At 59.9% G+C, this 24,519-nt stretch carries 20 protein-coding genes and 1 riboswitch; of the genes, 13 read left to right on the forward strand and 7 right to left on the reverse strand.

Annotated features, from left to right (window positions below):
- Nucleotides 1-91: 91 nt before the first annotated feature.
- From IB252_RS19370 to IB252_RS19400, 7 genes are read left to right on the forward strand one after another with little or no spacing between them, the layout of a single operon-like run.
- Complete coding sequence (locus tag IB252_RS19370) at nucleotides 92-1,849, forward strand: carbamoyltransferase (RefSeq protein ID WP_111449307.1); 1,758 nt, start codon at nucleotides 92-94, stop codon at nucleotides 1,847-1,849.
- Nucleotides 1,833-2,963, forward strand: coding sequence for a glycosyltransferase (locus IB252_RS19375; RefSeq protein ID WP_192409949.1), 1,131 nt, complete (start codon nucleotides 1,833-1,835; stop codon nucleotides 2,961-2,963). Before IB252_RS19370 ends, IB252_RS19375 begins: the two co-directional genes overlap by 17 nt.
- Nucleotides 2,963-3,859 carry an antimicrobial resistance protein Mig-14 gene (locus IB252_RS19380; RefSeq protein WP_192409950.1) on the forward strand — a complete coding sequence of 299 codons (897 nt, stop codon included), beginning with the start codon at nucleotides 2,963-2,965 and terminating at the stop codon, nucleotides 3,857-3,859. The genes IB252_RS19375 and IB252_RS19380 overlap by 1 nt, the downstream gene beginning before the upstream one ends.
- 8 nt (nucleotides 3,860-3,867) lie before the next feature.
- On the forward strand, nucleotides 3,868-5,298 hold the full coding sequence (locus tag IB252_RS19385) for a PIG-L deacetylase family protein (RefSeq protein ID WP_192409951.1): 1,431 nt from the start codon (nucleotides 3,868-3,870) through the stop codon (nucleotides 5,296-5,298).
- The gene (locus IB252_RS19390; RefSeq protein WP_192409952.1) at nucleotides 5,295-6,251 is read left to right on the forward strand and encodes a glycosyltransferase; all 957 of its coding nucleotides are present in this window, start codon (nucleotides 5,295-5,297) and stop codon (nucleotides 6,249-6,251) included. The genes IB252_RS19385 and IB252_RS19390 overlap by 4 nt, the downstream gene beginning before the upstream one ends.
- 39 nt (nucleotides 6,252-6,290) lie before the next feature.
- Nucleotides 6,291-7,058, forward strand: coding sequence for a glycosyltransferase family 2 protein (locus IB252_RS19395; protein WP_192409953.1), 768 nt, complete (start codon nucleotides 6,291-6,293; stop codon nucleotides 7,056-7,058).
- A 25-nt stretch (nucleotides 7,059-7,083) separates the two neighbouring features.
- Nucleotides 7,084-8,211, forward strand: a complete 1,128-nt coding sequence (locus IB252_RS19400) for an O-antigen ligase domain-containing protein (RefSeq protein WP_225607497.1) — start codon at nucleotides 7,084-7,086, stop codon at nucleotides 8,209-8,211.
- Between the two features lie 42 nt (nucleotides 8,212-8,253).
- Here IB252_RS19400 and IB252_RS19405 read toward each other — a convergent pair whose 3' ends face one another.
- Nucleotides 8,254-8,895, reverse strand: a complete 642-nt coding sequence (locus tag IB252_RS19405) for a toluene tolerance protein (protein WP_192409955.1) — start codon at nucleotides 8,893-8,895, stop codon at nucleotides 8,254-8,256.
- A 115-nt stretch (nucleotides 8,896-9,010) separates the two neighbouring features.
- Here IB252_RS19405 and msbA point away from each other — a divergent pair, with 115 nt between their 5' ends.
- Entirely contained in the window at nucleotides 9,011-10,813 is a 1,803-nt protein-coding gene (msbA, locus tag IB252_RS19410) for a lipid A export permease/ATP-binding protein MsbA (protein ID WP_192409956.1), read from the forward strand.
- A 123-nt stretch (nucleotides 10,814-10,936) separates the two neighbouring features.
- Nucleotides 10,937-12,361: a bifunctional D-glycero-beta-D-manno-heptose-7-phosphate kinase/D-glycero-beta-D-manno-heptose 1-phosphate adenylyltransferase HldE gene (gene hldE, locus IB252_RS19415; RefSeq protein WP_033055483.1), complete on the forward strand. Its 1,425-nt coding sequence runs from the start codon at nucleotides 10,937-10,939 to the stop codon at nucleotides 12,359-12,361.
- A 112-nt stretch (nucleotides 12,362-12,473) separates the two neighbouring features.
- Here hldE and IB252_RS19420 read toward each other — a convergent pair whose 3' ends face one another.
- The 4 genes from IB252_RS19420 to IB252_RS19435 form a co-directional block, all read right to left on the reverse strand.
- The gene (locus IB252_RS19420; RefSeq protein ID WP_111449297.1) at nucleotides 12,474-13,442 is read right to left on the reverse strand and encodes a metal ABC transporter ATPase; all 969 of its coding nucleotides are present in this window, start codon (nucleotides 13,440-13,442) and stop codon (nucleotides 12,474-12,476) included.
- Nucleotides 13,443-13,474: 32 nt separating this feature from the next.
- Nucleotides 13,475-14,287, reverse strand: a complete 813-nt coding sequence (locus tag IB252_RS19425) for an aldo/keto reductase (protein WP_192409957.1) — start codon at nucleotides 14,285-14,287, stop codon at nucleotides 13,475-13,477.
- Nucleotides 14,284-15,462 carry an NAD(P)/FAD-dependent oxidoreductase gene (locus IB252_RS19430; RefSeq protein WP_192409958.1) on the reverse strand — a complete coding sequence of 393 codons (1,179 nt, stop codon included), beginning with the start codon at nucleotides 15,460-15,462 and terminating at the stop codon, nucleotides 14,284-14,286. Before IB252_RS19430 ends, IB252_RS19425 begins: the two co-directional genes overlap by 4 nt.
- A 247-nt stretch (nucleotides 15,463-15,709) precedes the next feature.
- The gene (locus IB252_RS19435) at nucleotides 15,710-16,042 is read right to left on the reverse strand and encodes a DMT family transporter (RefSeq protein ID WP_008146221.1); all 333 of its coding nucleotides are present in this window, start codon (nucleotides 16,040-16,042) and stop codon (nucleotides 15,710-15,712) included.
- A gap of 103 nt (nucleotides 16,043-16,145) precedes the next feature.
- On the opposite strand from IB252_RS19435, the gene IB252_RS19440 reads away from it, so the two are divergent.
- Both IB252_RS19440 and waaA read left to right on the forward strand, forming a co-directional pair.
- The gene (locus tag IB252_RS19440) at nucleotides 16,146-17,048 is read left to right on the forward strand and encodes a LysR family transcriptional regulator (RefSeq protein WP_192409959.1); all 903 of its coding nucleotides are present in this window, start codon (nucleotides 16,146-16,148) and stop codon (nucleotides 17,046-17,048) included.
- A gap of 11 nt (nucleotides 17,049-17,059) precedes the next feature.
- Complete coding sequence (gene waaA, locus IB252_RS19445; protein WP_192409960.1) at nucleotides 17,060-18,337, forward strand: lipid IV(A) 3-deoxy-D-manno-octulosonic acid transferase; 1,278 nt, start codon at nucleotides 17,060-17,062, stop codon at nucleotides 18,335-18,337.
- Between the two features lie 115 nt (nucleotides 18,338-18,452).
- On the opposite strand, the gene IB252_RS19450 is transcribed toward waaA, so the two are convergent.
- A complete protein-coding gene (locus IB252_RS19450; protein ID WP_192409961.1) occupies nucleotides 18,453-19,892 on the reverse strand; it encodes a TolC family outer membrane protein in 1,440 nt (479 codons plus the stop codon).
- Nucleotides 19,893-20,084: 192 nt separating this feature from the next.
- Nucleotides 20,085-20,190, forward strand: a riboswitch (TPP riboswitch).
- Between the two features lie 166 nt (nucleotides 20,191-20,356).
- Here IB252_RS19450 and thiC point away from each other — a divergent pair.
- Both thiC and cytX read left to right on the forward strand, forming a co-directional pair.
- Nucleotides 20,357-22,246, forward strand: a complete 1,890-nt coding sequence (thiC, locus tag IB252_RS19455) for a phosphomethylpyrimidine synthase ThiC (RefSeq protein WP_192409962.1) — start codon at nucleotides 20,357-20,359, stop codon at nucleotides 22,244-22,246.
- 151 nt (nucleotides 22,247-22,397) lie between these two features.
- Entirely contained in the window at nucleotides 22,398-23,690 is a 1,293-nt protein-coding gene (gene cytX / locus IB252_RS19460; protein WP_192409963.1) for a putative hydroxymethylpyrimidine transporter CytX, read from the forward strand.
- Here cytX and IB252_RS19465 read toward each other — a convergent pair.
- Nucleotides 23,659-24,405 (reverse strand): RsiV family protein, encoded by a 747-nt coding sequence (locus IB252_RS19465; protein ID WP_192409964.1) that lies wholly within the window; start codon nucleotides 24,403-24,405, stop codon nucleotides 23,659-23,661. The genes cytX and IB252_RS19465 overlap by 32 nt on opposite strands.
- Between the last annotated feature and the right edge of the window lie 114 nt (nucleotides 24,406-24,519).

Below are 24,519 nucleotides of genomic sequence, written 5' to 3' on the forward strand. Positions count from 1 at the left end.
CCGCCCTTTAGCTGCCACTCGCCCTTTGCGAGGGCACATTAATCTTTGAGGCGCTTTGCGCCTGCATGCAGACTAAAGAGGCTAGACCCCTGTGGCATTGACGATTCTTGGCCTGTCCGGCGCCCTTAGCCATGATCCTTCCGCAGCGTTGTACATCGACGGCAAGCTGGTCGCGGCGGCTGAGGAAGAGCGCTTTGTGCGCGATAAACATGCAAAGAACCGCATGCCCTACGAGTCGGCGAAGTTCTGCCTCGAGCAGGCCGGCATCAAGCCATCCGACGTTGATGTGGTAGCGATCCCGTTCGCGCCGATCAGCCTGTTCGGCAAGGCTCGCTGGCATTACGCCAAACGTTACTGGTACGCCCCGGACCGCGCGCTCGACGCAATCCTGATGGGCAACCGTCGCTACAAGCGCTATCGCAACAAGATTGTCTGGTGCCTCGAGCAATTGGGTTTCGATCCGAAGAAAATCAAGATCGAGCCGGTCGAGCATCACCTGGCTCACGCCTCTAGCGCTTATCACTGCTCCGGTTTCAAAGAGAAAACCGCGATCCTGGGGATCGATGGCAAGGGTGAGTACGCCACGACCTTTTTCGGTTACGGAGAAAACGGCAAGATCCACAAGATCAAGGAATTCTTCGATCCGGACTCCCTCGGCGGCCTGTACGGCGCGATCACCGAGTTCCTCGGTTTCGAGATGCTCGACGGTGAGTTCAAGGTCATGGGCATGGCGCCGTATGGCGACGCCAGCAAATACGATTTCTCGCGCCTGGCTTCGTTCGAGAACGGCGAGCTGGTGATCAACACTGACTATGCCAACGTCATTGGCCTGCGTCGTTATAAAGAGAAAGGCAAAGGTTTCTACTTCTCGCCGAAGCTGATCGAGTGGCTGGGTCCCAAGCGCGAAGGCGACATCGCCGACGAGCCGTACATCCATTACGCCGCGAGCATGCAAGCGCTGTTCGAAAAGATCTCGCTGCAGATGATCGACCACTACCTGGGCGACGTGCTCAAGGAAACCGGCAAGCTGGCCTTCGCCGGCGGCTGTGCGTTGAACGTCAAGCTGAACCAGAAAATCATCGCCCGCGATGATGTTAAAGAGCTGTTCGTGCAGCCAGCGTCCGGCGATGCCGGCACCGCGGTCGGCGCGGCGGCCTATGTGTCCCACGCCCGTGGTGTGCCGGTCGAGAAGATGGAACACGTCTACCTCGGCCCGTCGTACACCAACGAAGACGTGCTCGCCGCGTGTGCCCGTCACCCGAGCAAGCCGGTCTGGCGCAAGCTTGAGAACATGCCGGAAAACATCGCCAAAATCATGGTCGATGGCAATCCGGTAGCCTGGTTCCAGGGCCGCATGGAGTTCGGTCCGCGCGCCTTGGGCGGTCGTTCGATCATTGGTTGCCCGAGTGCGACTGGCGTGGCTGACCGCATCAACCACCAGATCAAGTTCCGCGAGCGCTGGAGGCCTTTCTGCCCGTCGATGCTCGACACTGTGGCCCCGCAGATGATCAAGGTCGACCACCCGGCGCCGTTCATGACCTTCACCTTCGAAGTGGCAGAAGAGTGGAAAACCCGCGTACCGGAAGTCGTCCACGAAGACGGTACGTCCCGGGCCCAGGTGCTCAAGCGCGAATACAACCCGCGTTACTACGACATGATGAAGGCGCTGGAAGTACTGACCGGCAACGGCGTGTCGCTGAATACCTCGCTCAACCGTCGTGGCGAACCGATGATCTGCTCGCCGACGGATGCCCTGAACATGTTCTTCGGTTCCGATCTACAGTATCTGATCATGGAAGACATCCTGGTGGTCAAAGAGGGCGCGGACGCATATGACACGCTCGGCTGAACGCCATGTGTTGCAGTTCTGTCACGGCTATGACGGGCCGTTTCTGGACTGCGCCCGGCAGTACGCCAGCCTGTTCGCGGGGACCGGTTATCGAGTGACCACGGTGTTTCTGACCGGGGCTGCCGATGCCGAAGTCGCCGCAGGCTGCGCTTGCGATGAAGTGCTGTTCATGGAATACAGCTCAAAGGCCATTCGTGGCCTGAAGCTGGGCGCCATCAGCGATCTGCGCAAGATCGCCGCCTCGCGCAATTTCAGTTTTTGCATCGCTCACCGTTTCAAACCTATTTATATCGCCTTGCTCGGCACGTCGTTGCCGGTGATTGGCGTGCATCACGCGTTTGACGATTACAAGCGCGGCACGCGCAAACTCTTCGCCAATATTTTCCGCAAGCGCCTGAGCCTGCTCGGGGTTTCCGATGCCGTGCGCGACGACATGCGCCATTGCCTGCCGAAGTGGCCGGCGGCGCGGATTCAGACGCTCTATAACCGTATCGATGTGCAGACCTTGCAGGACAGCCAGGTGTCGGTTCGCGAGGCCCGGGAAACCCTCGGCCTGGCGCCGGATGCCTGGGTTGTCGGCAATGTCGGACGGCTGCATCCGGACAAGGATCAGACCACGCTGCTGCACGGTTTTGCTGCGGCGTTGCCGGGTTTGCCCGCCAGCAGTCAATTGGTGATTCTCGGTGCCGGTCGACTGGAACAGGACCTCAAGGCCCTGGCCCGTGAGCTGGGTATCGGCGACCGCGTGCTGTTTCTCGGTCAGGTGCCTGAAGCCCGACGTTATTTCCGTGCTTTCGATGTGTTTGCCCTGAGTTCCGATCACGAACCGTTCGGCATGGTGCTGCTGGAGGCCATGGCTGCCGGTGTGCCCTTGCTCGCCACGGCGTGTGGCGGGGCGAAGGAAGTGGTCGAGGGTATCGGTATTCTGTTCCCGCTGGGCGATGCTGAACGCTTGGCTCAAGGGCTGCAACATCTGGCCGCGATGGACGAGCAGCAGCGTCACCAGTGCGCCGAGCTGATGCTCGATCGCTTGCGTGAGCGCTTCTCCGACCGCGCGGTACGCGATGCCTTCTGGCGTTTGCCGCACGTTACCGAACTGGCGCCGAGGGGCTGATGCTCAACCGATTTCAAGGCTGGCGCGAACGTGGCTGGGCGGTAGTCGACGCCTCGACATATGCCCAGGCCTGGCAACGATATGGCGGCAGCGTCGCCACTCATCCCATGGTGGTCGAGCGGCTTTCGCAGTTGGCCGACATTCCTGTGCGCTACCTGGCCTGGGAGCAAAACGGTGAAGTCAAAGCCGCGATCCCGACCTGGGGCCGCGACCTCGCCTTGTCCAAGGACGTACTCAAACGCTGCGGTAAAAAAGGCCTGTTCGACCTCGGTAATGCCGAGTTCATCCTGCCGGCCGCAGCCGATGCACAAGCGCCGCTACGTCATCGTGGACGCTACCTGTCGGCGCTGAATGAAGGCCGCTTCACCGGCATCAAGTTGCAGGCTGAACAGTTGGCGATGGCCCGCACTCCCGAAGAACTGTCGAAGAAGTTTCGCTACAACCAGCGCCGTGAATTGCGATTGCTGGAAGAAGCGGGCGGACTGGTTCGGCCGGTCGCCGAGTTTTCCAGCAGTGAACTGGCGGCGATCTATTGCGACTTGTTCCTGCGTCGCTGGGGATTCCCGGCGACGGGGGCCGAGCGCATGGCTGAGGTCATCGAGTTGCTGCGTGATTTGCTGATCGGTTCGGTGATTTTTCTCAACGATGCGCCAATAGCGATTCAACTGGTCTACCGTGTCGAGACACCGCAGTGGATCAGCGTCGAGTACATCAATGGCGGCGTCGATCCTGAAACCCGCGAATTCAGTCCGGGCAGCGTGCTGAGTTTTCTCAATACGCAAAGCGCCTGGGAGCATGCCCGGGCGTTGGACAAACCCTTGCGCTTTTCTTTCGGCCGCGCCGACCGTGAATACAAGGATCGCTGGTGCAATCCTGTGCCGGTGTTCACCGTATGAGTCAGCCCATGAACCGCAAACAGCAATTGCTCAAGCGCCATCGGCGCAACAAACGCATCGGTCTGCTCATCGCGCTGGTGCTATTGATTGCCATGGGTGTGCTGGTGAGCTGGTGGCTGCCGTTGGTGCTCGCGGTTCTGGGCTGGATTGCCCACGAGGCATGGTTTGCCGACCATTTGTTTTATTCGCCCAAAGACGATTATCAGTACAGCTTTCCACCGTACACCCAGCAGCCCAAGGTTCATCTTGACGGTGAGCGTTTGCGCTTGGACGACGGTGTCATGCTGGTCGACGACGCCACGCTGGTCTTGGCGCTGCGGATAAAAAGCACTTGGCTGGGACGCTTCATCGATCCCGTGGTCGAGTTGTCGGGGGGGGACCACCCGGACCGGCAAACGTTCGAGCGTGGTGTGAACGGCCTGCGTTACCTCAACCTCAGTGGTCAGGCGCACGTTCTGTCGCAAGGTGAGTTACGCCTGCGCGGGCGATTCTGCCGACTGCTGGGTGAGCCGGTGCTCAGGGTGTTCGAGCATCCGGATTACAGCCGTCAACGGGTGATGGTGATCGCGCCACATGCCGACGATGCCGAGTTGGCCGCATTCGGCTTGTACAGCAGCGCCAGTCAAAGCTGGATTGTGACCCTGACTGCCGGTGAAATAGAGGCCGGGCACTATCAGCAGATGGGGCTCAATGGCGTCGAAGCGTCTCGGTTGAAAGGCTCGCTTCGCGCCTGGGACAGTCTCAGTGTGCCGCTGTGGGGCGGTGTACCTCAGGAGCGCTGCATACATTTGGGGTATTTCTGCCTGCAATTGCCCGCCATGCAAAGCACGCCGACCGAGGCCGTGGTATCCCGTGAGGCACAACTGGGGGATACCCGATATTTTCGACGGTTCAATCCGTTTGCCCTGGGCAGTGACGTCGATGGCATACCGTCCTGGAACAATCTGCTGGCCGACCTGAGTGAGTTGATCGAGCGTATCCAGCCTCAGGTCATCGTTTTGCCACATCCGCGTTTCGACCCGCACCCAGACCATCTATGCTCACAGCAAGCGGTGATGCAGGCACTCAACGGTACAGCCTGGCAGCCCGAAACCTTGTTGCATTACGCCAATCATCTACACGACAACGATCGCTGGCCAATGGGTGATGCCGGTACCGGTGTAACACTGCCGCCACAGATCAATGATCACGAACCGTTGCGGCCCTGGGCGCTTTGTTTGTCGGCTGAAAAGCAGTGGCACAAGGCTATGTCGTTGGGCATGATGCACGACCTTCAGCCCCGACTTCCCCTCAAGCGTCTACTTCGCCGGGCGATACAACGCTGTCTGGCGGCCCGACGCTGGCCGGCTTTCGGCGAAAACGAGTTCTTCCGTAAAGCGGTGCGACGCCACGAATTATTCTGGGTCCAAGAGCTGTCTGGAAAGAGAGAGACCAATTGAAAGTTCTGTTTCTGGTGCAGAAAGAGCAGCGAGCGATCCTCGATCGACTGTATGACGGTATCGCCGAGCACTGCGACTGCGACAAGCGTGAGCTGACCAGCGCGGAGCAGGACGACTTGCGTGGATATTTCCGCAAGCATGTCGATGTTACCCGCTACGACCGGATTGTTTTTTTCCTGCGCTTCAAAAAAGAAATCAGACAGGTGAGGTTCATACAAACCCTGCCCAATCTGGTTATTCTGGAACACGATGCGTACCAGAACTACATCCCGTGCAAGTACACCGGCAAGTTCAGCGCCCATTACCGCAAGCTGCCTTGGGCGCGGGTGATCAGCTCGGGCTTCATGGTCAGCCAGCGCTTGCGCGAGGAAGGGTTTGACGCGCATTTCGTGCCCAAGGGCTACGATCAGGCACTGTTGCAAAACTGCCAGCGTGAACGGGATATCGAGCTGGGTTTTGTCGGCAGTCTCAACAGCGTGGCGTATGCCGGGCGCAAGGCCATGCTCGAGTCCGTGGCCGAAGTGGAAAACCTGCTGATCACCCGCACCAAGTCGGGTGAAGAATACTGCGAGACGTTGAGCCGGATCCGTTACTTCGTGAGTGCCGACGTCGGCATGGGCGAATACATGATCAAGAATTTCGAGGCCATGGCCTGTGGTTGTGTGCTGTTTGCTTACGATCAAGGGGAAGCCGAGAATCGCGCGCTGGGGTTTGTCGATATGCACAACATCGTGCTCTATCGAACCCGCGACGAACTCAGGGAAAAACTGGCGGTGTTGCGCGAGTCCCCTCAGCTGACCGAGACCATTTCATTGGCCGGACAGGCTTTGGTAGAGCAGCGTTACACGTTCCGGGCTGTAGGGCATGCGATTGTCGACGCCCTGCGTGCGCCGCTGCGCGAGCATGTCCCGCTGGGCTGGAAAGAAAAATTACGCTTGTCGCTGGGGCTGTGAAGCCGGGCAATTAAACAACCTATGGTGCGGTGCAAATAAATGCTGTTCAGCGAGACTAGCGACATTTCGGTTGTAATCACTAGTTGCGGTCGCTTCGATCTGTTGAAGCGTACCCTCGAGACGTTTGACCGGTTCAACACGGCTCCCATCCGTAAGGTGTTCATTACAGAGGACTCCGGCGACAGCGCCGTAGAGGCCTGTATTCCGGAGCACTGGAGGGCGCATACCCAGTTCTTCATCAACAAGCCACGCCTGGGGCAGTTGCGGTCCATCGATGCTGCTTATGCTCAGGTGCAGACATCGTGGATTTTCCACTGTGAAGACGACTGGGACTTCTACCGCGAAGGGTTCATCGAAGAGTCCCAATGCTTGCTGGAAGAAGATCCGCAGGCACTGCAAGTGTGGCTGCGCAGCTTCAATCATGACCTGATGGTTCACAGCCCTTACGTGTTCCTGAACGAGCGCAAAGTCAGCCATGGCATTCCTTTCTACGTACTGGGCTCGCAAAAAGCCGAGTGGCAAGGTTTTTCCTTTAATCCAGGGCTGCGCCGTCGCGCGGATTACTTGATGCATGCACCGTATTCCGGATTTTCCGGGGAGAAAGACCTGTCGCGTCTGTATGCTGGCGAAAACCGCTACGCGTTGATTCTGGAAAACGACGCGGTATTACACACCGGTTTCGGTGAGCATGTGGTGGTCCCGAAGGAGCGGGAGAACAAATTACGGCGTAAACGTCTCGATCGGCTGAAGCTGATCGCAGCTCTTATCTTGGGTCTGGCAATAGGTTGGGTGCTACATGGAATTTAGCGGCATGAAGCCAGGAAAGAACACAATGGCGTATTTCGGAACGGCGCTCTGTTTGTTCCTTTTGAGCTTTGTGGTGGGCTGGTCGTCGAAGTGGACCAACAACCTGTTCTACGCCTTGATGGTATTGCCGGGCCTGATCTTCCTGATCAAGGAACGCGGTGCGGGCTTGCTCAAGGAGCCGCTGGCGTGGGGTTGGCTGGCGTTCATTCTATGGTTTCTGGTGCCTGCGACGATTGCAGGGCAGATGCAGTTCTACAAACACATCTTCTATGTACTGATGTTCGTCATGGTGGCCGGCGCCTTCACCGATCCGCAGTTCTTCCGCAGTGCGGCGTTTGTTCGCGCTCAGTTCTGGATTCTGACGTTGTACATTTTCGGCAGCGCGCTCTACGGTTGGGCCACCGGTGAGTTCGCCGTCGGCGGCCGGGTGGCGCTGCTTCCGGCGCGCCTGGAGAACGTCATCTACGCCAGCATTTGGCTGTTCTGTGCGTTGGCGCTGGCGCTGCCAATCTGGCTAAAGACGCGAAAGTACATCGAAGCTGGCCTGGCCATCGTTTTGTCAGTGTTCGCGGTAGCCTTCGTCCTGCAGACGCGTACTGCGTTTGTGGGGGCTGTGTTCCTGTTTAGTCTCTGGGTGCTTTACGGCATTTACCACAAGCCGCGGCTGGTAGGCGGTGCGGTGGCAATTTGCGCAATCGTTTTAGGCCTGCTGTTCCTGGTGGTGCACAACGAAGCCTGGTACCAGTCCCTCTGGAACCGAGGTGATTCATACCGCATCGAGATTTTCCATATCATGGTCGGCGAGTGGCGCCACTGCGGCTGGGCACTGGGCTGTGGCATCAACTTCCACACCACCCAGGTACTCGATGGCTGGATGCCGATTCAGCATCCGCACAACATTTTCGTAGCCCTGGGGCTGTACAGCGGCGGAGTCGCTCTGGCGTTGTTCGTAGCGCTGATGGCCGCCTCCCTTTGGCAGGCCTGGCGTCTGCGCGACGCGTGGGGTATGTACCTGGCGTGTGCGCTGGTGATGCTGAACTTCGATGGCAGTTTGCTGATTGGTAACCCTGACGAGTTGTGGCCACTGGTACTGCTGCCCGCCGCGATGATCCTCTCTCGCGTGCTGAAGGCGCGACAACCCGCGCTGGCGTAATGCCTGGCCTTCGCTTCCTCCCCGGAGGCGAAGGCGCTCAGATCATTTTTGCAGGGCGACGCTCAGTTCCTCCGGGGAGCAGATGCTCTGGGTCTGGCCATAATTGTGCATGAAGACTTCGCCGCGACCGTCGAGCAACCATTGCCGATCTTGCGGGTAGCGCACCATATGCTTGAAGTTGCGCAGTCGCAGAGTCTTGCGCAGCGGACGTCGATACACCCGCATGTCGGCGATGTCGATCAGGCCCAGCTGATGCTCGGGGGTGAGCACGATGTTGCCCAGGTGCGCCGAGCGAAAATAAATCCCCCGCTCATGCAACGTGGCCATGAAGACCCCCAATTGGCCGCGCAACGGATCGGCATCGCCCTCGATGTCCAGCAGCTGACGCAGGGTCTGGCCCGGCAGTGGATCGTAGTGCACGGCATCGCGCTCGATACTCGCAATACGGTAAACCTGACGAATCGACGGGCAGGGGATTTGCCGTTCACGCAACGCATCGCAGTTGTCGGCAAAGCGTTTGGCGTACGGGTACCACGCGGCCGACGTCAGCAGGCGTTTGCGGCGAAACAGTTTGAGTATTGAACCGTCCGTCAACCGCAGAACCTTGTCCCCCGAACCATCCGCTTCAAGGACTTGTGCTCCCTCGCGCAGGGCGAGATATCGGGTGTGATCAAGCGCTTGCATCAATACTCCGGGTTGGGCGCCGTGAGGCATGGATAGCCGGCCATGTTACCGCAGCTCAGCGACTAAAATGGCCTGTGTTACACTCGCGGGCTCTTTTCTCATACAACGGGTTCTCATGACCAGCCCTGATTCGCCTGCGCCGTCGAGCTTGAAGATTTACCTGCGCCTGCTGTCGTATGTGCGCCCGTACTGGGGCATGTTTGCCATCAGTATCGTCGGCTTTGTGATTTTTGCCTCGACGCAGCCCATGCTCGCAGGGATTCTCAAATATTTCGTCGATGGTCTGAGCAACCCTGAAGCGGTGCTCTTCCCGACTGTTCCCTACCTGAAAGACTTGCAGTTGCTGATGGCCGTGCCGCTGCTGATCATCCTGATCGCCGCCTGGCAAGGCCTGGGGTCTTTCCTGGGCAACTACTACCTGGCCAAAGTATCGTTGGGGCTGGTCCACGACTTGCGAGTCGAGCTGTTCAACAAGTTGCTGGTATTGCCCAACCGTTATTTCGACACCCATAACTCCGGGCACCTGATTTCGCGCATCACCTTCAACGTGACCATGGTCACCGGTGCGGCCACGGACGCCATCAAAGTGGTCATTCGTGAAGGCCTGACCGTGGTGTTCCTGTTCGCTTACCTGTTGTGGATGAACTGGAAACTGACCCTGGTGATGCTGGCGATCCTGCCAATCATCGCGATTATGGTGAGCAGCACCAGCAAAAAATTCCGCAAGCAGAGCAAGAAAATCCAGGTGGCGATGGGCGACGTGACTCACGTGGCCTCCGAAACCATCCAGGGCTATCGCGTGGTGCGCAGCTTCGGTGGCGAGAGCTATGAAGAGCGTCGTTTCGCCGAAGCCAGCCAGGGCAACACCGACAAGCAACTGCGCATGACCAAGACCGGTGCGGTCTACACGCCCATGCTGCAATTGGTGATCTACACCGCCATGGCGGTGCTGATGTTCCTGGTGCTGTTCCTGCGCGGCGATGCCACCGCCGGTGACCTGGTGGCCTACATCACCGCGGCGGGCCTGCTGCCCAAGCCGATTCGGCAGCTGTCGGAAGTCAGCTCGACAATTCAGAAAGGCGTTGCCGGTGCCGAGAGCATTTTCGAGCAGCTGGACGTCGAGCCCGAGATTGACCAGGGTACCGTCGAGCGCGATCGCGTCAGCGGCCATCTGGAAGTGCGCAATCTGAGCTTCACCTATCCAGGGACCGAGCGTGAAGTGCTGAAGAACATCAGCTTCACCGCGGCACCGGGGCAAATGATTGCCCTGGTCGGTCGCTCGGGCAGCGGCAAGTCGACCCTGGCCAGCCTGATTCCGCGTTTCTATCATCACGAAACCGGCGAAATCATGCTCGATGATGTGGAAGTCGAAGACTATCGTCTGCGCAATCTGCGTCGACACGTGGCGCAGGTGACGCAGCATGTGACCCTGTTCAACGACACCATCGCCAACAACATCGCTTACGGTGACCTGGCCGGCGCACCCCGTGCCGACATTGAAAAGGCTGCCAAGGATGCTTACGCGATGGACTTCATTGCGGAGATGCCGCAGGGCCTGGACACCCAGGTCGGGGAAAACGGCGTGTTGCTGTCCGGTGGCCAGCGTCAGCGCCTGGCGATTGCCAGGGCCTTGTTGAAGAACGCACCGTTACTGATTCTCGACGAGGCAACGTCGGCGCTCGACACCGAGTCCGAGCGGCACATTCAGGCGGCACTGGATCAGGTCATGAAAGGTCGCACCACACTGGTGATTGCTCACCGGTTGTCGACCATCGAGAAAGCCGACCTGATCCTGGTCATGGATCATGGCGAAATCGTCGAGCGCGGCACCCACGCTCAACTGCTGGCGCAAAACGGCTACTACTCGCGCCTGCATGCGATGGGCCTGGACGAGCCGGTTACTGCGGGTATCGCCTGACCCCCGCTGGCCGCCACCGAGGGGTGGCGGCCGCAAAAAATCCTCTCATTAATGCCATGCGCAAGCCCACGCCAACCCTGTGTTAATATCGCGCCCCTGTTCATTTTGTATGTGGGTTGCTCCATGAAGTTGTCCATGCCGCGATTCGATCAAGCCCCTGTCTTGGTGGTCGGCGATGTCATGCTCGACCGTTACTGGCATGGTGGTACCTCACGGATTTCCCCTGAGGCGCCGGTACCGGTAGTCAAGGTCGAGCAAATCGAGGACCGCCCGGGCGGTGCCGCCAACGTTGCGTTGAACATTGCCGCCCTCGGCGCCCCAGCCTCGCTGGTCGGCGTGACCGGCGACGATGAAGCCGCCGACAGTCTGGCCAATAGCCTCAAAGGCGCTGGCGTACGGGCGTTGTTCCAGCGCATTGCGCACCAACCGACCATCGTCAAGCTGCGGGTCATGAGCCGTCATCAGCAACTGCTGCGTATCGACTTCGAAGAACCGTTCGCCACCGATGCGCTGGCGTTGGGCGAGCAAGTCGACGAATTGCTCGAAGGCATCAAAGTGCTGGTGCTGTCCGACTACGGCAAAGGCGCGCTGAAAAACCATCAGGTGCTGATCCAGGCGGCACGTGCCCGTGGCATTCCGGTGCTGGCCGATCCCAAGGGCAAGGATTTCTCGATCTACCGTGGTGCGAGCCTGATCACTCCGAACCTCAGCGAATTCGAAACCATCGTCGGCGGTTGCGCCGATGAGCACGAACTGGTGAGCAAGGGCGCGCAGCTGATGCACGACCTTGACCTTGGCGCATTGCTGGTCACCCGCGGCGAACACGGCATGACCCTGTTGCGTCCGGATCATCCGGCGCTGCACCTGCCGGCCCGTGCCCGTGAAGTGTTCGATGTGACCGGTGCCGGCGACACGGTGATTTCCACCCTGGCGGCGGCCATTGCCGCTGGTGAAGAACTGCCCCACGCGGTGGCCCTGGCCAACCTGGCGGCGGGTATCGTGGTCGGCAAACTGGGTACGGCAGCCATCAGCGCGCCGGAACTGCGTCGCGCCATCCAGCGTGAAGAAGGTTCGGAGCGCGGTGTACTCGGCCTGGAGCAGCTGTTGCTGGCGGTCGATGATGCGCGTGCGCATAAAGAGAAGATTGTCTTCACCAACGGCTGCTTCGACATTTTGCACGCCGGCCACGTGACCTACCTCGAACAGGCGCGGGCTCAGGGCGATCGCTTGATCGTGGCGGTCAACGACGATGCCTCGGTCAGCCGCCTGAAAGGCCCGGGTCGTCCGATCAACAGCGTCGACCGTCGCATGGCCGTACTGGCAGGTCTGGGCGCCGTGGATTGGGTGATCAGCTTCGCTGAAGGCACCCCCGAAAACCTGCTGCGCGAGGTCAAGCCGGATGTGCTGGTCAAGGGCGGGGACTACGGAATCGAGCAGGTTGTCGGCGCGGACATCGTGACCGCTTACGGCGGAACGGTGAAAGTGCTGGGGCTGGTGGAAAACAGCTCGACTACCGCGATTGTCGAGAAGATCCGCAAGTCCGAGTAACTCTGATCGTTCCCACGCTCTGCGTGGGAATGCCTCAATGGACGCTCTGCGTCCGCTTTGGGACGCAGAGCGTCCCGGGCTGCATTCCCACGCAGAGCGTGGGAACGATCAATCAGGAGCTGACTTTTTTCCGCGGTACGATTTTCTTCAGCAATTGCTTTGCCTTCCCACGCAACCGCGCCAAACCTGAATCTTTCCCCGGCGGGCTCAAGCCCTGTTGCTGCACCCAATCCTTCCAGCGAATCCGCTCATCCCTCACCAGCCAGCCTTCCTGCTGGGCAAAACTCTCTGCCAGGTACAACCCGCGAGTACTCGCCGGGTACAGCTGATCCTTTTTCAAGGTGTAGAGCTCGGCCATCGGTTGGCCATCCTGCAGCGGCATCAAGTACAAATCGGGACGTTTTCGATCCAGGCGGGCCACCAGTTGATCGCCTTCCAGTCGCTCGTCGACATGGAACAGGCTGAGGGATTTGGCCTCCTTGGGCACGTCCAGACGCAAGTCATAGATCAATTGCAGCGAGGCCGTCGGCAAATGCACGTAAGCCCGCGGGCGTTCGATCAACTGCATCTTGGCGCAACGCACCGGCCGCGCCGAACCGGACAACGGCGTCAGGCGAAACGGCAGGGCTTCACGGTAATGCAGCGCGGACGAGTAGGGTGCCGGCAGCCAAGTGTCATTGAAGCGACCGCCGAGCCAGCCTTCCGGGGTTTCCAGCAGGCACTCTTCGGCAATTTCCTGAATCGCGGTGTGCAGTGGCAGGTTCAGCTCATGGGCGGGCACGTAGCCGGAGATCAGCTTGAGCACCACGTCGCCGCGGTCTTGCCGACGCTGACGCACCAACACCCAGTAATCGCGGTTCTGCCAATGCAGGGTCAGGCGCACCGAAACCCCGAGATTGGCCAGCTCAAGCGAAAACCGCTGAGTGTCGGCGACCGTCACCGGGCGGCGCCGTTGCAGCGTCTGGGAGAAATTGAGCGGCATCCCGACGCTTTGATAACTCAGGCCTTCGGGAGTCGCTTCGACGAATAACGGCAGGGTCTTGAAGTTGCTCGGGTTCTTTCTTATGAGCGTACGCGGCATGTCGGCTCCTGCTTAAGGCCGCGTGGGCGGCATCAGTTTCGACGTAGGACCTGGGCAACGGTCGCGACGTTATGGGCGAGGTGCAGCGGATTAATGGTCCCGACAATAGCACTGGCAACACCCGGATGTTCAAACAACAACTCGAAGCTGGCGCGGACAGGGTCCACCCCCGGGCTCAGGCAAACATGACCGCTGGCGAGGGCTTTTTTGACCAGAATGGCTTTGCCGTGAGCAGCAGCATAGTCAATGACCGGCTTCTCGTTCTGCTGGTTCAGATTGTAGGTGACCATCGCGCAATCACCTTGTTCCAGAGCCTTCAAACCACCTTCGACGGTTTTGCCGGAAAAACCGAAGCCGCGAATCTTGCCTTCGCTCTTCAGCTCGGCGAGGGTCGCATAGACTTCACTGTCGTTGAGGATGGCCAGGTCGTTGCCGTCGGAGTGCACCAGCACCAGATCGATGAAATCCGTTTCCAGCCGTTGCAGACTACGTTCCACCGACCGCCGGGTGTGGGCGGCGCTGAAATCGTGGCTCGACTGGCCGTCGGCAAACTCTTCGCCGACCTTGCTGACGATCACCCAGTCCTGGCGCTGACCCCGCAGCAACGGACCTAGGCGTTCTTCGCTGCGACCATAGGCCGGCGCTGTGTCGATCAGGTTGATGCCCAGGTCGCGCGCGAGTTTGAGCAGCATGCGCGCTTCGTCGTCATCGGGAATCTGGAAGCCGTTGGGATATTTCACGCCTTGGTCACGGCCGAGTTTGACCGTGCCCAGCCCCAGTGGCGAAACCAGCAGGCCGGTGCTGCCCAACGGGCGGTGCAGATCGTGCAGGGTCGGTTGGCTCATGGCAGCAGTTGCTCCCAGGCAGGGACGCCCATCGGCGGTTTTGGCAGGTCGGGCAGCGGCGCCGCCGGATGGCTTGGCTGGATGCCGTCGCGCTGCAAGGACGCGATGACGCGATCAGCAAAGTCCGGAGCCAGCGCCAGTTTGGTTGGCCAACCGACCAGCAGCCGGCCTTCTTCGGCAAGGAATGCATTGTCAGGACGGGTCAGTCCCGATTGCAACGGCTCGGCGCGATCCACTCGAAGGGTGGCCCATTGCGCTGTGCTCAGGTCGATCCATGGCAGCAACTGGCCGAGTTCTTTCTGCGCGGTGGCAATTTGCTCGGCGGGTTCGCGGGCGACACCTTCGGCTTCAGCGATATCGCCGCCCAGGTACCAGACCCATTGACCATCGGCGGCCGGATGGGTGGTCACGGTAATGCGCGGCTTGGTGCCGCCGCCCAGGCAGTGGGCATACAGCGGTTTGAGCCCCGGACCCTTGACGATGATCATGTGCAACGAACGGCGTTGCATGGCGGGCTGGCTCAACCCCAGGGCTTCGAGCAGCGCTGCCGTGCCAGCGCCGGCGCTGAAGACGATGCGCTGGGCACGAATCTCGCGCTCGTCGACCTTCAGGCCGACCAGTTTTCCACCCTCCAGCAACGGTTCGATGTTCTGACCGGCAAGCAGGCCGTCACCCGCCAGATCGGCCAGGCGTCGGATCAGGCTCGGCACGTCGATCACCAGTTCCGCCAGACGATAGACCTTGCCCTTGAAGCGCTTGTCTTGCAGGGCGGGCGGCAATTGCTCGCCCTTGACCTGATCGACACGTCCGCGCACGGCCTTGCTGGCGAAGAAACTGGTGAGATTGCCGGCGATCGTGCCGGGGGACCAGAGGTAATGGGCTTCGGACAGCAGGCGCACGCCGGTCAGGTCCAGTTCGCCGTCACCGGCCAGGGCTTCGCGCCAGCGCCGAGGCATGTCGGCGATGGCTTCCGAGGCGCCGGTCAAGGCGCCATGCAATGCGTACTTGGCGCCGCCATGGATGATGCCTTGGGATTTCAAGCTTTGCCCGCCACCGAGGCTGGCGCTTTCCACCAGCACGGTCGAAAAACCCTGGCGGCGCAGGCGCGCATTCAGCCAGAGGCCGGCGACACCAGCGCCGACAATCAAAACGTCGGTGGAAATAACGGATGGCATGCAGCGACCTCAGTGTTCAAGACGAGGGCGCAGTATACAGACTCGAAGATTGGAGGTTTTGCTGGCGATCAATGTCCTCTTGGCTGCGAAGACTCCTGTGGCGAGGGGATTTATCCCCGTTCGACTGCGAAGCAGTCGTAAATTCGGTTGTCTCGGTGTGTCAGAAAAAACTCGGTTGCATGTTTTGGGGCCGCTTCGCAGCCCAACGGGGATAAATCCCCTCGCCACAGGGGATTTTCCTTCGGGCTTAATGCCCGGCGGTTTTGGAGAAGAGTTGGATGACAACGACGCCCAATACGATCAGCGCCATCCCCATCATCGCCGGCACATCCAGTTTCTGCCCGTAGATGAACAGCGCCGCAACGCTGACCATCACGATCCCCATGCCGGCCCACACCGCGTAAGCCACGCCCACCGGAACGCTGCGCACCACCAGCGTGAGCATCCAGAAGGCGATGCCATAACCGACAATAACCAGAATCAGCGGCAGCGGGGTGCTGAAGCCTTTGACCGCTTTCATCGAAACGGTGGCGATCACTTCGGCGCAGATGGCAATGGCCAGGTAGTAGTAAGCGGTCATGGGTGCATCCTCGTGTGAAGTGTTGCTTTCTGAGGTCGGCATTTTAGAGATTCACCAGATGCGGTAAAGTCATTACCTATCTGTTCTGAAGATGGGTTGATCCATGAACACACAATGGAATCTGGAGCAGCTGAGGCTGTTTGTCAGCGTAGCGGAGCAGCGTTCGTTTTCTGCGGTAGCGCGGGATCAGCGCAAGGCGCAGTCGGCGGTCAGCAGTTCGATTGCGCTGCTGGAAGAGGACCTGGGTGTCAGCCTGTTCGACCGTAGCAGCGGCCGCCAGCCGAAGCTCACCGAGGCCGGTAACGCGTTGCTGGATGAGGCGCGTGAAGTGCTGCGTCAATGCGAGCGCCTTAACGGTCGGGCGCTGGCCATGATGCGCGGCCAGGAGGCGCGTTTGCGTGTGGCCCAGGATGAGGCGATGCCTTATCAGCCGATCATCGAAAGCTTCGAAGCCCTGGCTCAACAATTTCCCAGCCTTGAAGTGCAGCTGACCAGCGCAGCCCAAGGCGATGTCGCGCGCAAACTGGTGGAGCGTCGGGCCGATCTGGGGTTGCTGTTTTATCACGACCAGATTCCCGAAGCGCTCGAGCGGCGGGTGTTGGGCAGCGTTGAAATGGTCACGGTGTGCGGCGTCGGGCATCCATTGGCGAAGCAGGCTCAGGTCGATTGTCAGCAACTGGCGCAGCATCGTCAGTTGCTGATGTCCACACAGTCGAGTGTCTATCCCGGAAGCGAACCGGCCAGCCCGCAAGTCTGGCGGGCCGACAGTTTTTACGTGATGGCTGAATGGCTGGTGCGCGGCCTCGGCTGGGCCTGGCTGCCGCGCCACGTGGTGCAGTACCCGGCGTATCAGGGCCTAATGATTGAACTGGTCAGTGAATGGACCCCGCCAGCGCTGGTGGTGGAGCTGGTCTGGCGCCGCGATGAGCCTCTGGGGCCGGCGGCTCGTTGGCTGGCGGAACGTTTTGCCGTGCACTTGCAGGCGATCGGTGAAAAAAGCCGATAAACTCCGCCGCCATGAATAGAACTCTCTACACCGCGCTGTTTTACCTGGGGCTGCCATTGGTAGCGATTCGGCTGTGGCTGCGGGCGCGCAAGGCGCCGGCGTACGCCAAGCGCATTGGCGAACGTTTCTCCTTCGGGTTACCGACGATGAAAACGGGCGGCATCTGGGTGCACGCGGTGTCGGTGGGCGAAAGCATTGCCGCGGCGCCGATGATTCGCGCCTTGCTGCAGCGTTATCCACAGTTGCCCATTACCGTGACCTGCATGACCCCGACCGGATCGGAGCGCATCCACGCGCTGTTCGCCAATGAGCCGCGCATCCAGCACTGCTATTTGCCTTACGACTTGCCTTGCGCAGCGAAGCGATTCCTTGATCGGGTCCAGCCGAAACTGGCGGTGATCATGGAAACCGAGCTCTGGCCGAACCATATCCATCAGTGCGCCAGGCGTGGGATTCCCGTGGCCCTGGCCAATGCGCGACTGTCCGAGCGTTCGGCCAAGGGCTATGGCCGCTTCGGCAAACTGACCCAGCCGATGCTCGCCGAGATGAGCCTGTTCGCGGTGCAGACCGAGACCGAGGCCCAGCGCTTCCGCAATTTGGGTGCGCGTTCGCAAACCGTGGAAGTGACCGGCTCGATCAAGTTCGACCTGACCATCGACCCGGCACTGCTTCAGCGTGCCGCCGAGTTGCGTGCGCAATGGCAGGCGCAGGAGCGTCCGGTGTGGATTGCGGCCAGTACGCACGAAGGCGAAGACGAAGTAGTGCTGGCGGCTCATCGCCAGTTGCTCGCCAATCATCCCGATGCGTTGCTGATTCTGGTGCCGCGTCATCCAGAGCGTTTCAACCCGGTGTTCGAGCTGTGTCGGCAACAGGGTTTCGCCACGGTCCGTCGCTCCACTGGCGACCCGGTCACCGCGCAAACTTCGGTGCTGCTGGGCGACACCATGGGTGAGTTGCTGTTTCTGTATGCCTTGGCCGACAGCGCTTTTGTTGGCGGCAGTCTGGTGCCGAACGGCGGGCACAACCTGCTGGAGCCGGCGGCTCTGGCCAAACCTGTGTTGAGCGGACCGCACCTGTTTAACTTCCTCGAAATCGCCGCGCAACTGCGCAGTGCCGGGGCGTTGCAGGAAGTGGAGGATGCCGAAGGTCTGGCGCTGGCGGTGCAGCGGCTGTTCGAGTTGCCGCGCGATGCGCAGCGGATGGCGGAGGCGGGGCTGAAAGTCATGCGCACCAATCAGGGCGCGTTGCAGCGGTTGCTGGATGGGTTGGGGCGGTTGATCGAGCGTTAGACCGAATCGCTTGACACAAAAAGATCGCAGCCTCGTTTCACTCGACAGCTCCTACACGGGATTTGTATTCATCCTGTAGGAGCTGTCGAGTGAAACGAGGCTGCGATCTTTCTTTTTATTGCGTCGGATTTGCCTTCAACTGCTCCGCCGCAGCCTTCGCCAGATCCGGCGGCAGGAAGTCTTTATCCGGGTTGTAATCAGCCTTGAGGTAACGCGCCAGGTCCTGCAAATCCCCCGGGTTCAACGTGCCCGCGGCCTGTTTCAAACGCAGGTTGTCGAGGATGTAGTCGTAACGCGTGTTGTTGTAGTCGCGCACCGAGGTGTACAGCTGACGCTGGGCATCCAGCACGTCGACGATGTTCCGTGTGCCCACCTGATAACCGATTTCGGTCGCTTCCACCGCGCTCTGGTTGGAGATGATCGACTGCTTGCGCGCCTGCACCTGCTCGACGTCGGTGTTCACGGCGCGATGCAGATTGCGGGTGCTTTCCACCACTTGCCGGCGCAAGGATTCACGTTGCTGCTCGGACTGATCCAGCTGCGCATACGATTGACGCACCTGGGAATTGATCAGGCCGCCGCTGTAGATCGGGATGTTCAGTTGCAGGCCAACCGTCGTTTGCTCGACGTTGCCACCGTAAGGCTGGCCGAAGGCGTTCGGGTTGCTGAAGCCCAGAGCGTCGTTGTCACCTTTCTCGTATTTCGCCACGGCATCCACGGTGGGTGCATGGCCGGCCTTGCGCTGCTTGAGGGTTTCTTCGGCGGCGCTGACGGCGTAGTTGCTCGCGAGCAAATTGAGGTTCTGTCTGGCTGCCGTATCGACCCAGGCCTTGGCGTCGTTCGGTGCTGGCGGCAGGATCGGCAAGGTATGGGCAATGCCCCAGATCGAGTTGTACTGACGGTTGGTCAGGGTGATCAGGGCTTCGAACGCATCATCGACCTGGCGCTGCGCGACGATTCGGTTGGCGCGGGCGGTGTCGTAGCTGGCTTGCGATTGCAGCACATCGGTTTTGTCCGAGAGACCGACGTCGAAGCGTTCGTTGGACTGATCGAGCTGGCGTTTGAACGCGGCTTCTTCGGCCTTGGTTGACGCCAGGTTGTCCTGGGTTCGCAAGACATTGAAGTAGCTGACGGCAGATTGCAGGATCAGGTTTTGCTGGGTTGCCGAGAGCTGCAATGCAGCCTGTTCGTTAACGTCTTTGGCGGCCTGGAACTGGAACCAGCGATCAGCACGGAACAGCGGTTGCGCCAGGGTCGCCTGATAGGAATGAGCATTACGGTTGGCGGTAGCCGAAGGCTGATCGATCACCGTGCGCACGTTGGCAAGTTCGGCGCCGCCAGAGAGGTTCGGCAACAGCCCGGCGCGGGCCTGGGGCACGACTTCTTTCTGGGCGCCATATTGAGCGATGGCTGCAGCAAGGTCGGCGTTGTTGTCCACCGCTTCCTGATAGACGCTGACCAGATCGTTCTTGGTCGATAAGGGCGCTTCTGCTGCCCAGGCCATTCCATTGGACGCACAAGACACGGCAAGAGCCAGTGAAAGTTTGCGCAGCATGAGGCCATCCCTAAAAAATTACGCTGATAATTTGAGCGCCAAGGCTACGGCGCGGCTCATACAGCGTCAAGGTGCGGTATGGCGTAGCGAGTGTAGTTGTGCGCAACGGCCGCAACAATCCTGTAATTGCGCCATTCATCATGGTGTTTACTGCGGTGTTGGCGTTCTTTGCCGGTTGTGTCTAGACTGGCCGGGTTCTTGTCGGGGTGCCTTGCTATGAGGCTGAGATCGAATAATTTCGGATCCCGTTGAACCTGATCAGGTTAGCGCCTGCGTAGGGAACAAGATTTCTCGTCACCCGGCGAGTCCTCTTGTGCTTCGTCCGGGATGTTGTTCGACAATCGAACACCCCTCGAGCACTGAGCACAGCACAGCTGGTTTTCCCAGCGCCCGTGCGTCCATTCGTTTACAGGTTCGCTCCGACAAAAAATCCACTGCCTGGATGTGTGTCTGGAGAGCCCGTGATGACTACAAAATCAAAAATCGCAACCAACTTGAGTGACTCGGCCAAGGTCGATCAGCAATCGGTTCAGCCGTTTACCCGCTCGCAAAAAATTTATGTTCAGGGCTCTCGCCCGGACATCCTCGTGCCGATGCGCGAAATCAGCCTTGATGTGACCCCGACCGACTTCGGCGGCGAGATCAACGCGCCGGTCGTTGTGTACGACACTTCGGGCCCGTACACCGACCCTAACGTCATCATCGACGTGCGCAAAGGTCTCGCCGATGTACGTTCGCCGTGGATCGAATCCCGTGGCGACACCGAGCGCCTGCCAGGTCTGAGTTCCAGCTTCGGTCAGGAACGCCTCGCCGATGCGGAGCTGACCAAGCTGCGTTTCGCCCACGTGAACAACCCGCGCCGGGCCAAGGCCGGCGCCAACGTCAGCCAGATGCACTACGCCCGCAAAGGCATCATCACCGCCGAGATGGAATACGTCGCCATCCGCGAAAACATGAAGCTTGAAGTGGCCCGCGCCGCTGGCCTGCTGGACCAGCAACACGCCGGTTACAGCTTTGGCGCCAGCGTGCCGAAAATTATCACCCCCGAATTCGTCCGTGAAGAAATCGCCCGCGGTCGCGCGATCATTCCGGCCAACATCAACCACACCGAACTGGAACCGATGATCATCGGCCGTAACTTCCTGGTGAAGATCAACGGCAACATCGGCAACAGCGCTTTGGGTTCGTCCATCGAAGAAGAAGTGGCGAAACTGACCTGGGGCATTCGCTGGGGGTCGGACACGGTCATGGACCTGTCCACCGGCAAACACATTCACGAAACCCGCGAGTGGATCATCCGTAACTCGCCGGTGCCGATCGGTACCGTGCCGATTTATCAGGCCCTGGAAAAAGTCGGCGGCGCCGCAGAAGACCTGACCTGGGAGCTGTTCCGTGACACGCTGATCGAACAGGCCGAGCAGGGCGTCGACTACTTCACCATCCACGCCGGCGTACTGTTGCGCTACGTGCCGCTGACCGCCAAGCGCGTGACCGGCATTGTGTCCCGTGGCGGCTCGATCATGGCCAAGTGGTGCCTGGCGCACCACAAAGAAAACTTCCTCTACACCCATTTCGAAGACATCTGCGAAATCATGAAGGCCTACGACGTCAGCTTCTCGCTGGGCGATGGCCTGCGTCCGGGCTCGATTGCCGACGCCAACGACGCGGCGCAATTCGGTGAGCTGGAAACCCTCGGTGAACTGACCAAGCTTGCCTGGAAGCACGACGTGCAATGCATGATCGAAGGCCCTGGCCACGTGCCGATGCAGTTGATCAAAGAGAACATGGACAAGCAGCTGGAATGCTGCGACGAGGCGCCGTTCTACACCCTCGGCCCGCTGACCACGGACATCGCGCCAGGCTACGACCACATCACTTCGGGTATCGGTGCGGCGATGATCGGCTGGTTCGGTTGCGCCATGCTCTGCTACGTGACGCCCAAGGAACACTTGGGTCTGCCGAACAAGGATGACGTGAAGACCGGGATCATCACCTACAAGATCGCCGCGCATGCCGCCGATCTGGCAAAAGGGCATCCGGGCGCGCAGATCCGCGACAATGCCTTGAGCAAGGCGCGTTTCGAATTCCGTTGGGAAGACCAGTTCAACCTGGGCCTCGATCCGGACACGGCTCGTTCGTATCACGATGAGACCCTGCCGAAAGATTCGGCCAAGGTCGCGCACTTCTGCTCCATGTGCGGGCCGAAATTCTGTTCGATGAAAATCACTCAGGAAGTCCGTGAGTACGCGGCCAACCAGCGCATCGAAACCGTTGATGCCGAAGTCGCCCAGGGATTGGCGGAACAGGCCGAGCGGTTCAAGCAGGAAGGCAGTCAGCTGTACAAGAAGGTTTGATCTGACCTGAAGCGGTGGGGCCTGCACCTGCCCCATCGCCAGCAGGCTGGCTCCCACACTGGATTTGTGGTGTTCACAAGTCCCCTGTGGGAGCCAGCCTGCTGGCGATAGCGATCTACACAACAACAAATGTCCCTCTGAGATAACACCCTTGAGCATTCAACCCAGCACGTATTCCCCTGATATTGCAGTGCCCCCAGACAAACGTGTCTTCGGCGGCCGCGATCTGTTTTCCCTATGGTTCTCTCTCGGCATCGGCCTGATGGTCCTGCAGACCGGCGCTCTGCTCGCGCCAGGTCTGGGCCTGTCCGGCTCGCTGCTGGCCATCTTCCTTGGCACGCTGGTCGGTGTTCTTTTGCTGGCGGCGGTTGGCGTGATCGGCAGCGACACGGGTCTGTCGTCGATGGCCGCGCTCAAACTCAGCCTCGGTGCAAAAGGCGCGAGCCTGCCGGCCGTGCTGAACCTGCTGCAACTGATTGGTTGGGGCTCGTTCGAAATCATCGTCATGCGTGACGCCGCCAGCCTGTTGGGTGCGCGGGCGTTCAGCGAAGGCAGCCTGCTGTCGAATCCACTGCTGTGGACCGTGTTCTTTGGCGGTTTGGCGACCTTACTGGCCGTCAGTGGTCCGCTGACGTTCGTCCGTCAGATCCTGCGCAAGTGGGGCATCTGGTTGCTGCTGGCCGCGTGCATCTGGCTGACCTGGAACCTGTTCGCCAAAGCCGATCTGGCGGCGTTGTGGGCGCAGGCCGGTGATGGTTCGATGCCGTTCGCCGTGGGCTTCGACATTGCCATCGCCATGCCGCTTTCGTGGTTGCCGCTGATTGCCGACTACTCGCGTTTCGGCAAGCGTGCGAAAAATGTGTTTGGCGGCACGGCAGTGGGTTTCTTTATTGGCAACTTCTGGCTGATGAGCCTGGGTGTGGCCTACACCCTGGCGTTCGCGCCGAGCGGTGAAGTGAATGCCTTGCTGTTGGCATTGGCCGGTGCGGGCCTGGGGATTCCGCTGCTGCTGATTCTGTTGGACGAGTCGGAAAATGCCTTCGCCGACATTCACTCGGCAGCCGTTTCCAGCGGAATTCTGCTGCGAATGAAGGTCGAGCATCTGGCGCTGGCGATTGGCGTGATCTGCACGCTGATCGCGTGCCTGGCGCCGTTGGCCCAGTATCAGAACTTCCTGCTGTTGATCGGTTCGGTGTTTGCGCCGCTGTTCGGCGTGGTGCTGGTGGATCACTTCATCCTGCGCAAACGCGGTGCTCGCGTGGCGTCAGCCGCATTGCGCTGGCCGGCGTTGCTCGCCTGGTTGGGCGGGGTAAGCACCTATCATTTGCTGGCTAATCTGTACCCGGACATCGGCGCAACCCTGCCGTCACTGATTCTGGCAGGGCTGCTGCAACTCGTGCTGGGTCGGGCCTTCAGTTACGGCCAGGAAACAGCTCGGGCTTGAGAATGCCGTTCAGGCGAGGGTAAGGGATCTTCAGTTCGACGTGACCCAGCGCGTAAGGTGCGATGGAGCTCACTTCGTACTTGAGGATCACCCCGCCGTACGTCAGCGCCACGTTTTGGGTTTTGGCGAAGGGCCAGCTCTTCACGAACTCTGGCTCCTGATCGAGCTTGGTGCTGATCAGCCAGCTGTTGTGCGCCACCTGCGCGGCTTTCCAGAACGCCTCTTCCTGCCCCGGCACCAACATGTCCGACAGTGTCAGCACTTTGTGTTGCTGGCGCGAATAGTTGATGAAACTGCGGCCCGGCGTGCCATGGGCGCCGCCGGTGTCCAGGTAGCTGGAAAATTCGACGATCACCAAGCCGTCATGCTGCTCACGTACCTTGGCTTGCAGGTAACTGCTGTTACGCGGGCCGGCACTGCTCAAAAATTGCTCGCGATACGCTGCCAGCGTCGGCGCTATCGGGGCGTCGGGCGAGGTGCGGGTCAATTGCAGCAGGCGTTTTTCGACGATGCCGTCCAACTGCGGTTCGGCAGGGAAGTGCAGCGTATCGATGTTCACCAGCGGGCAGTCAGCTGTTGTGCAACCCGGTTTCAGCTGTTCGGATGCATCGCGGGTAGTTTCCAGCGGCGTCCGGTAGTTGGGTTGGAACAAACTCTGGCAGGCGCCCAGGGTCAGGGCGATTGCAGCCACGGAGGCGATTTTAAAAAGCGACATGGGCGTCCTTCATAAAACAGGGAAAGGCAAAAAGTTATCCGCTTCGACTATCAACGAAGCAGTCAGTTCGCCACTAAGCTAATTAGAGTTGGTTTCGCCCTCACCGTCTATCCC

Source organism: Pseudomonas sp. PDM10, from assembly GCF_014852295.1.
In the GTDB taxonomy this organism is placed as follows: Bacteria; Pseudomonadota; Gammaproteobacteria; order Pseudomonadales; family Pseudomonadaceae; genus Aquipseudomonas.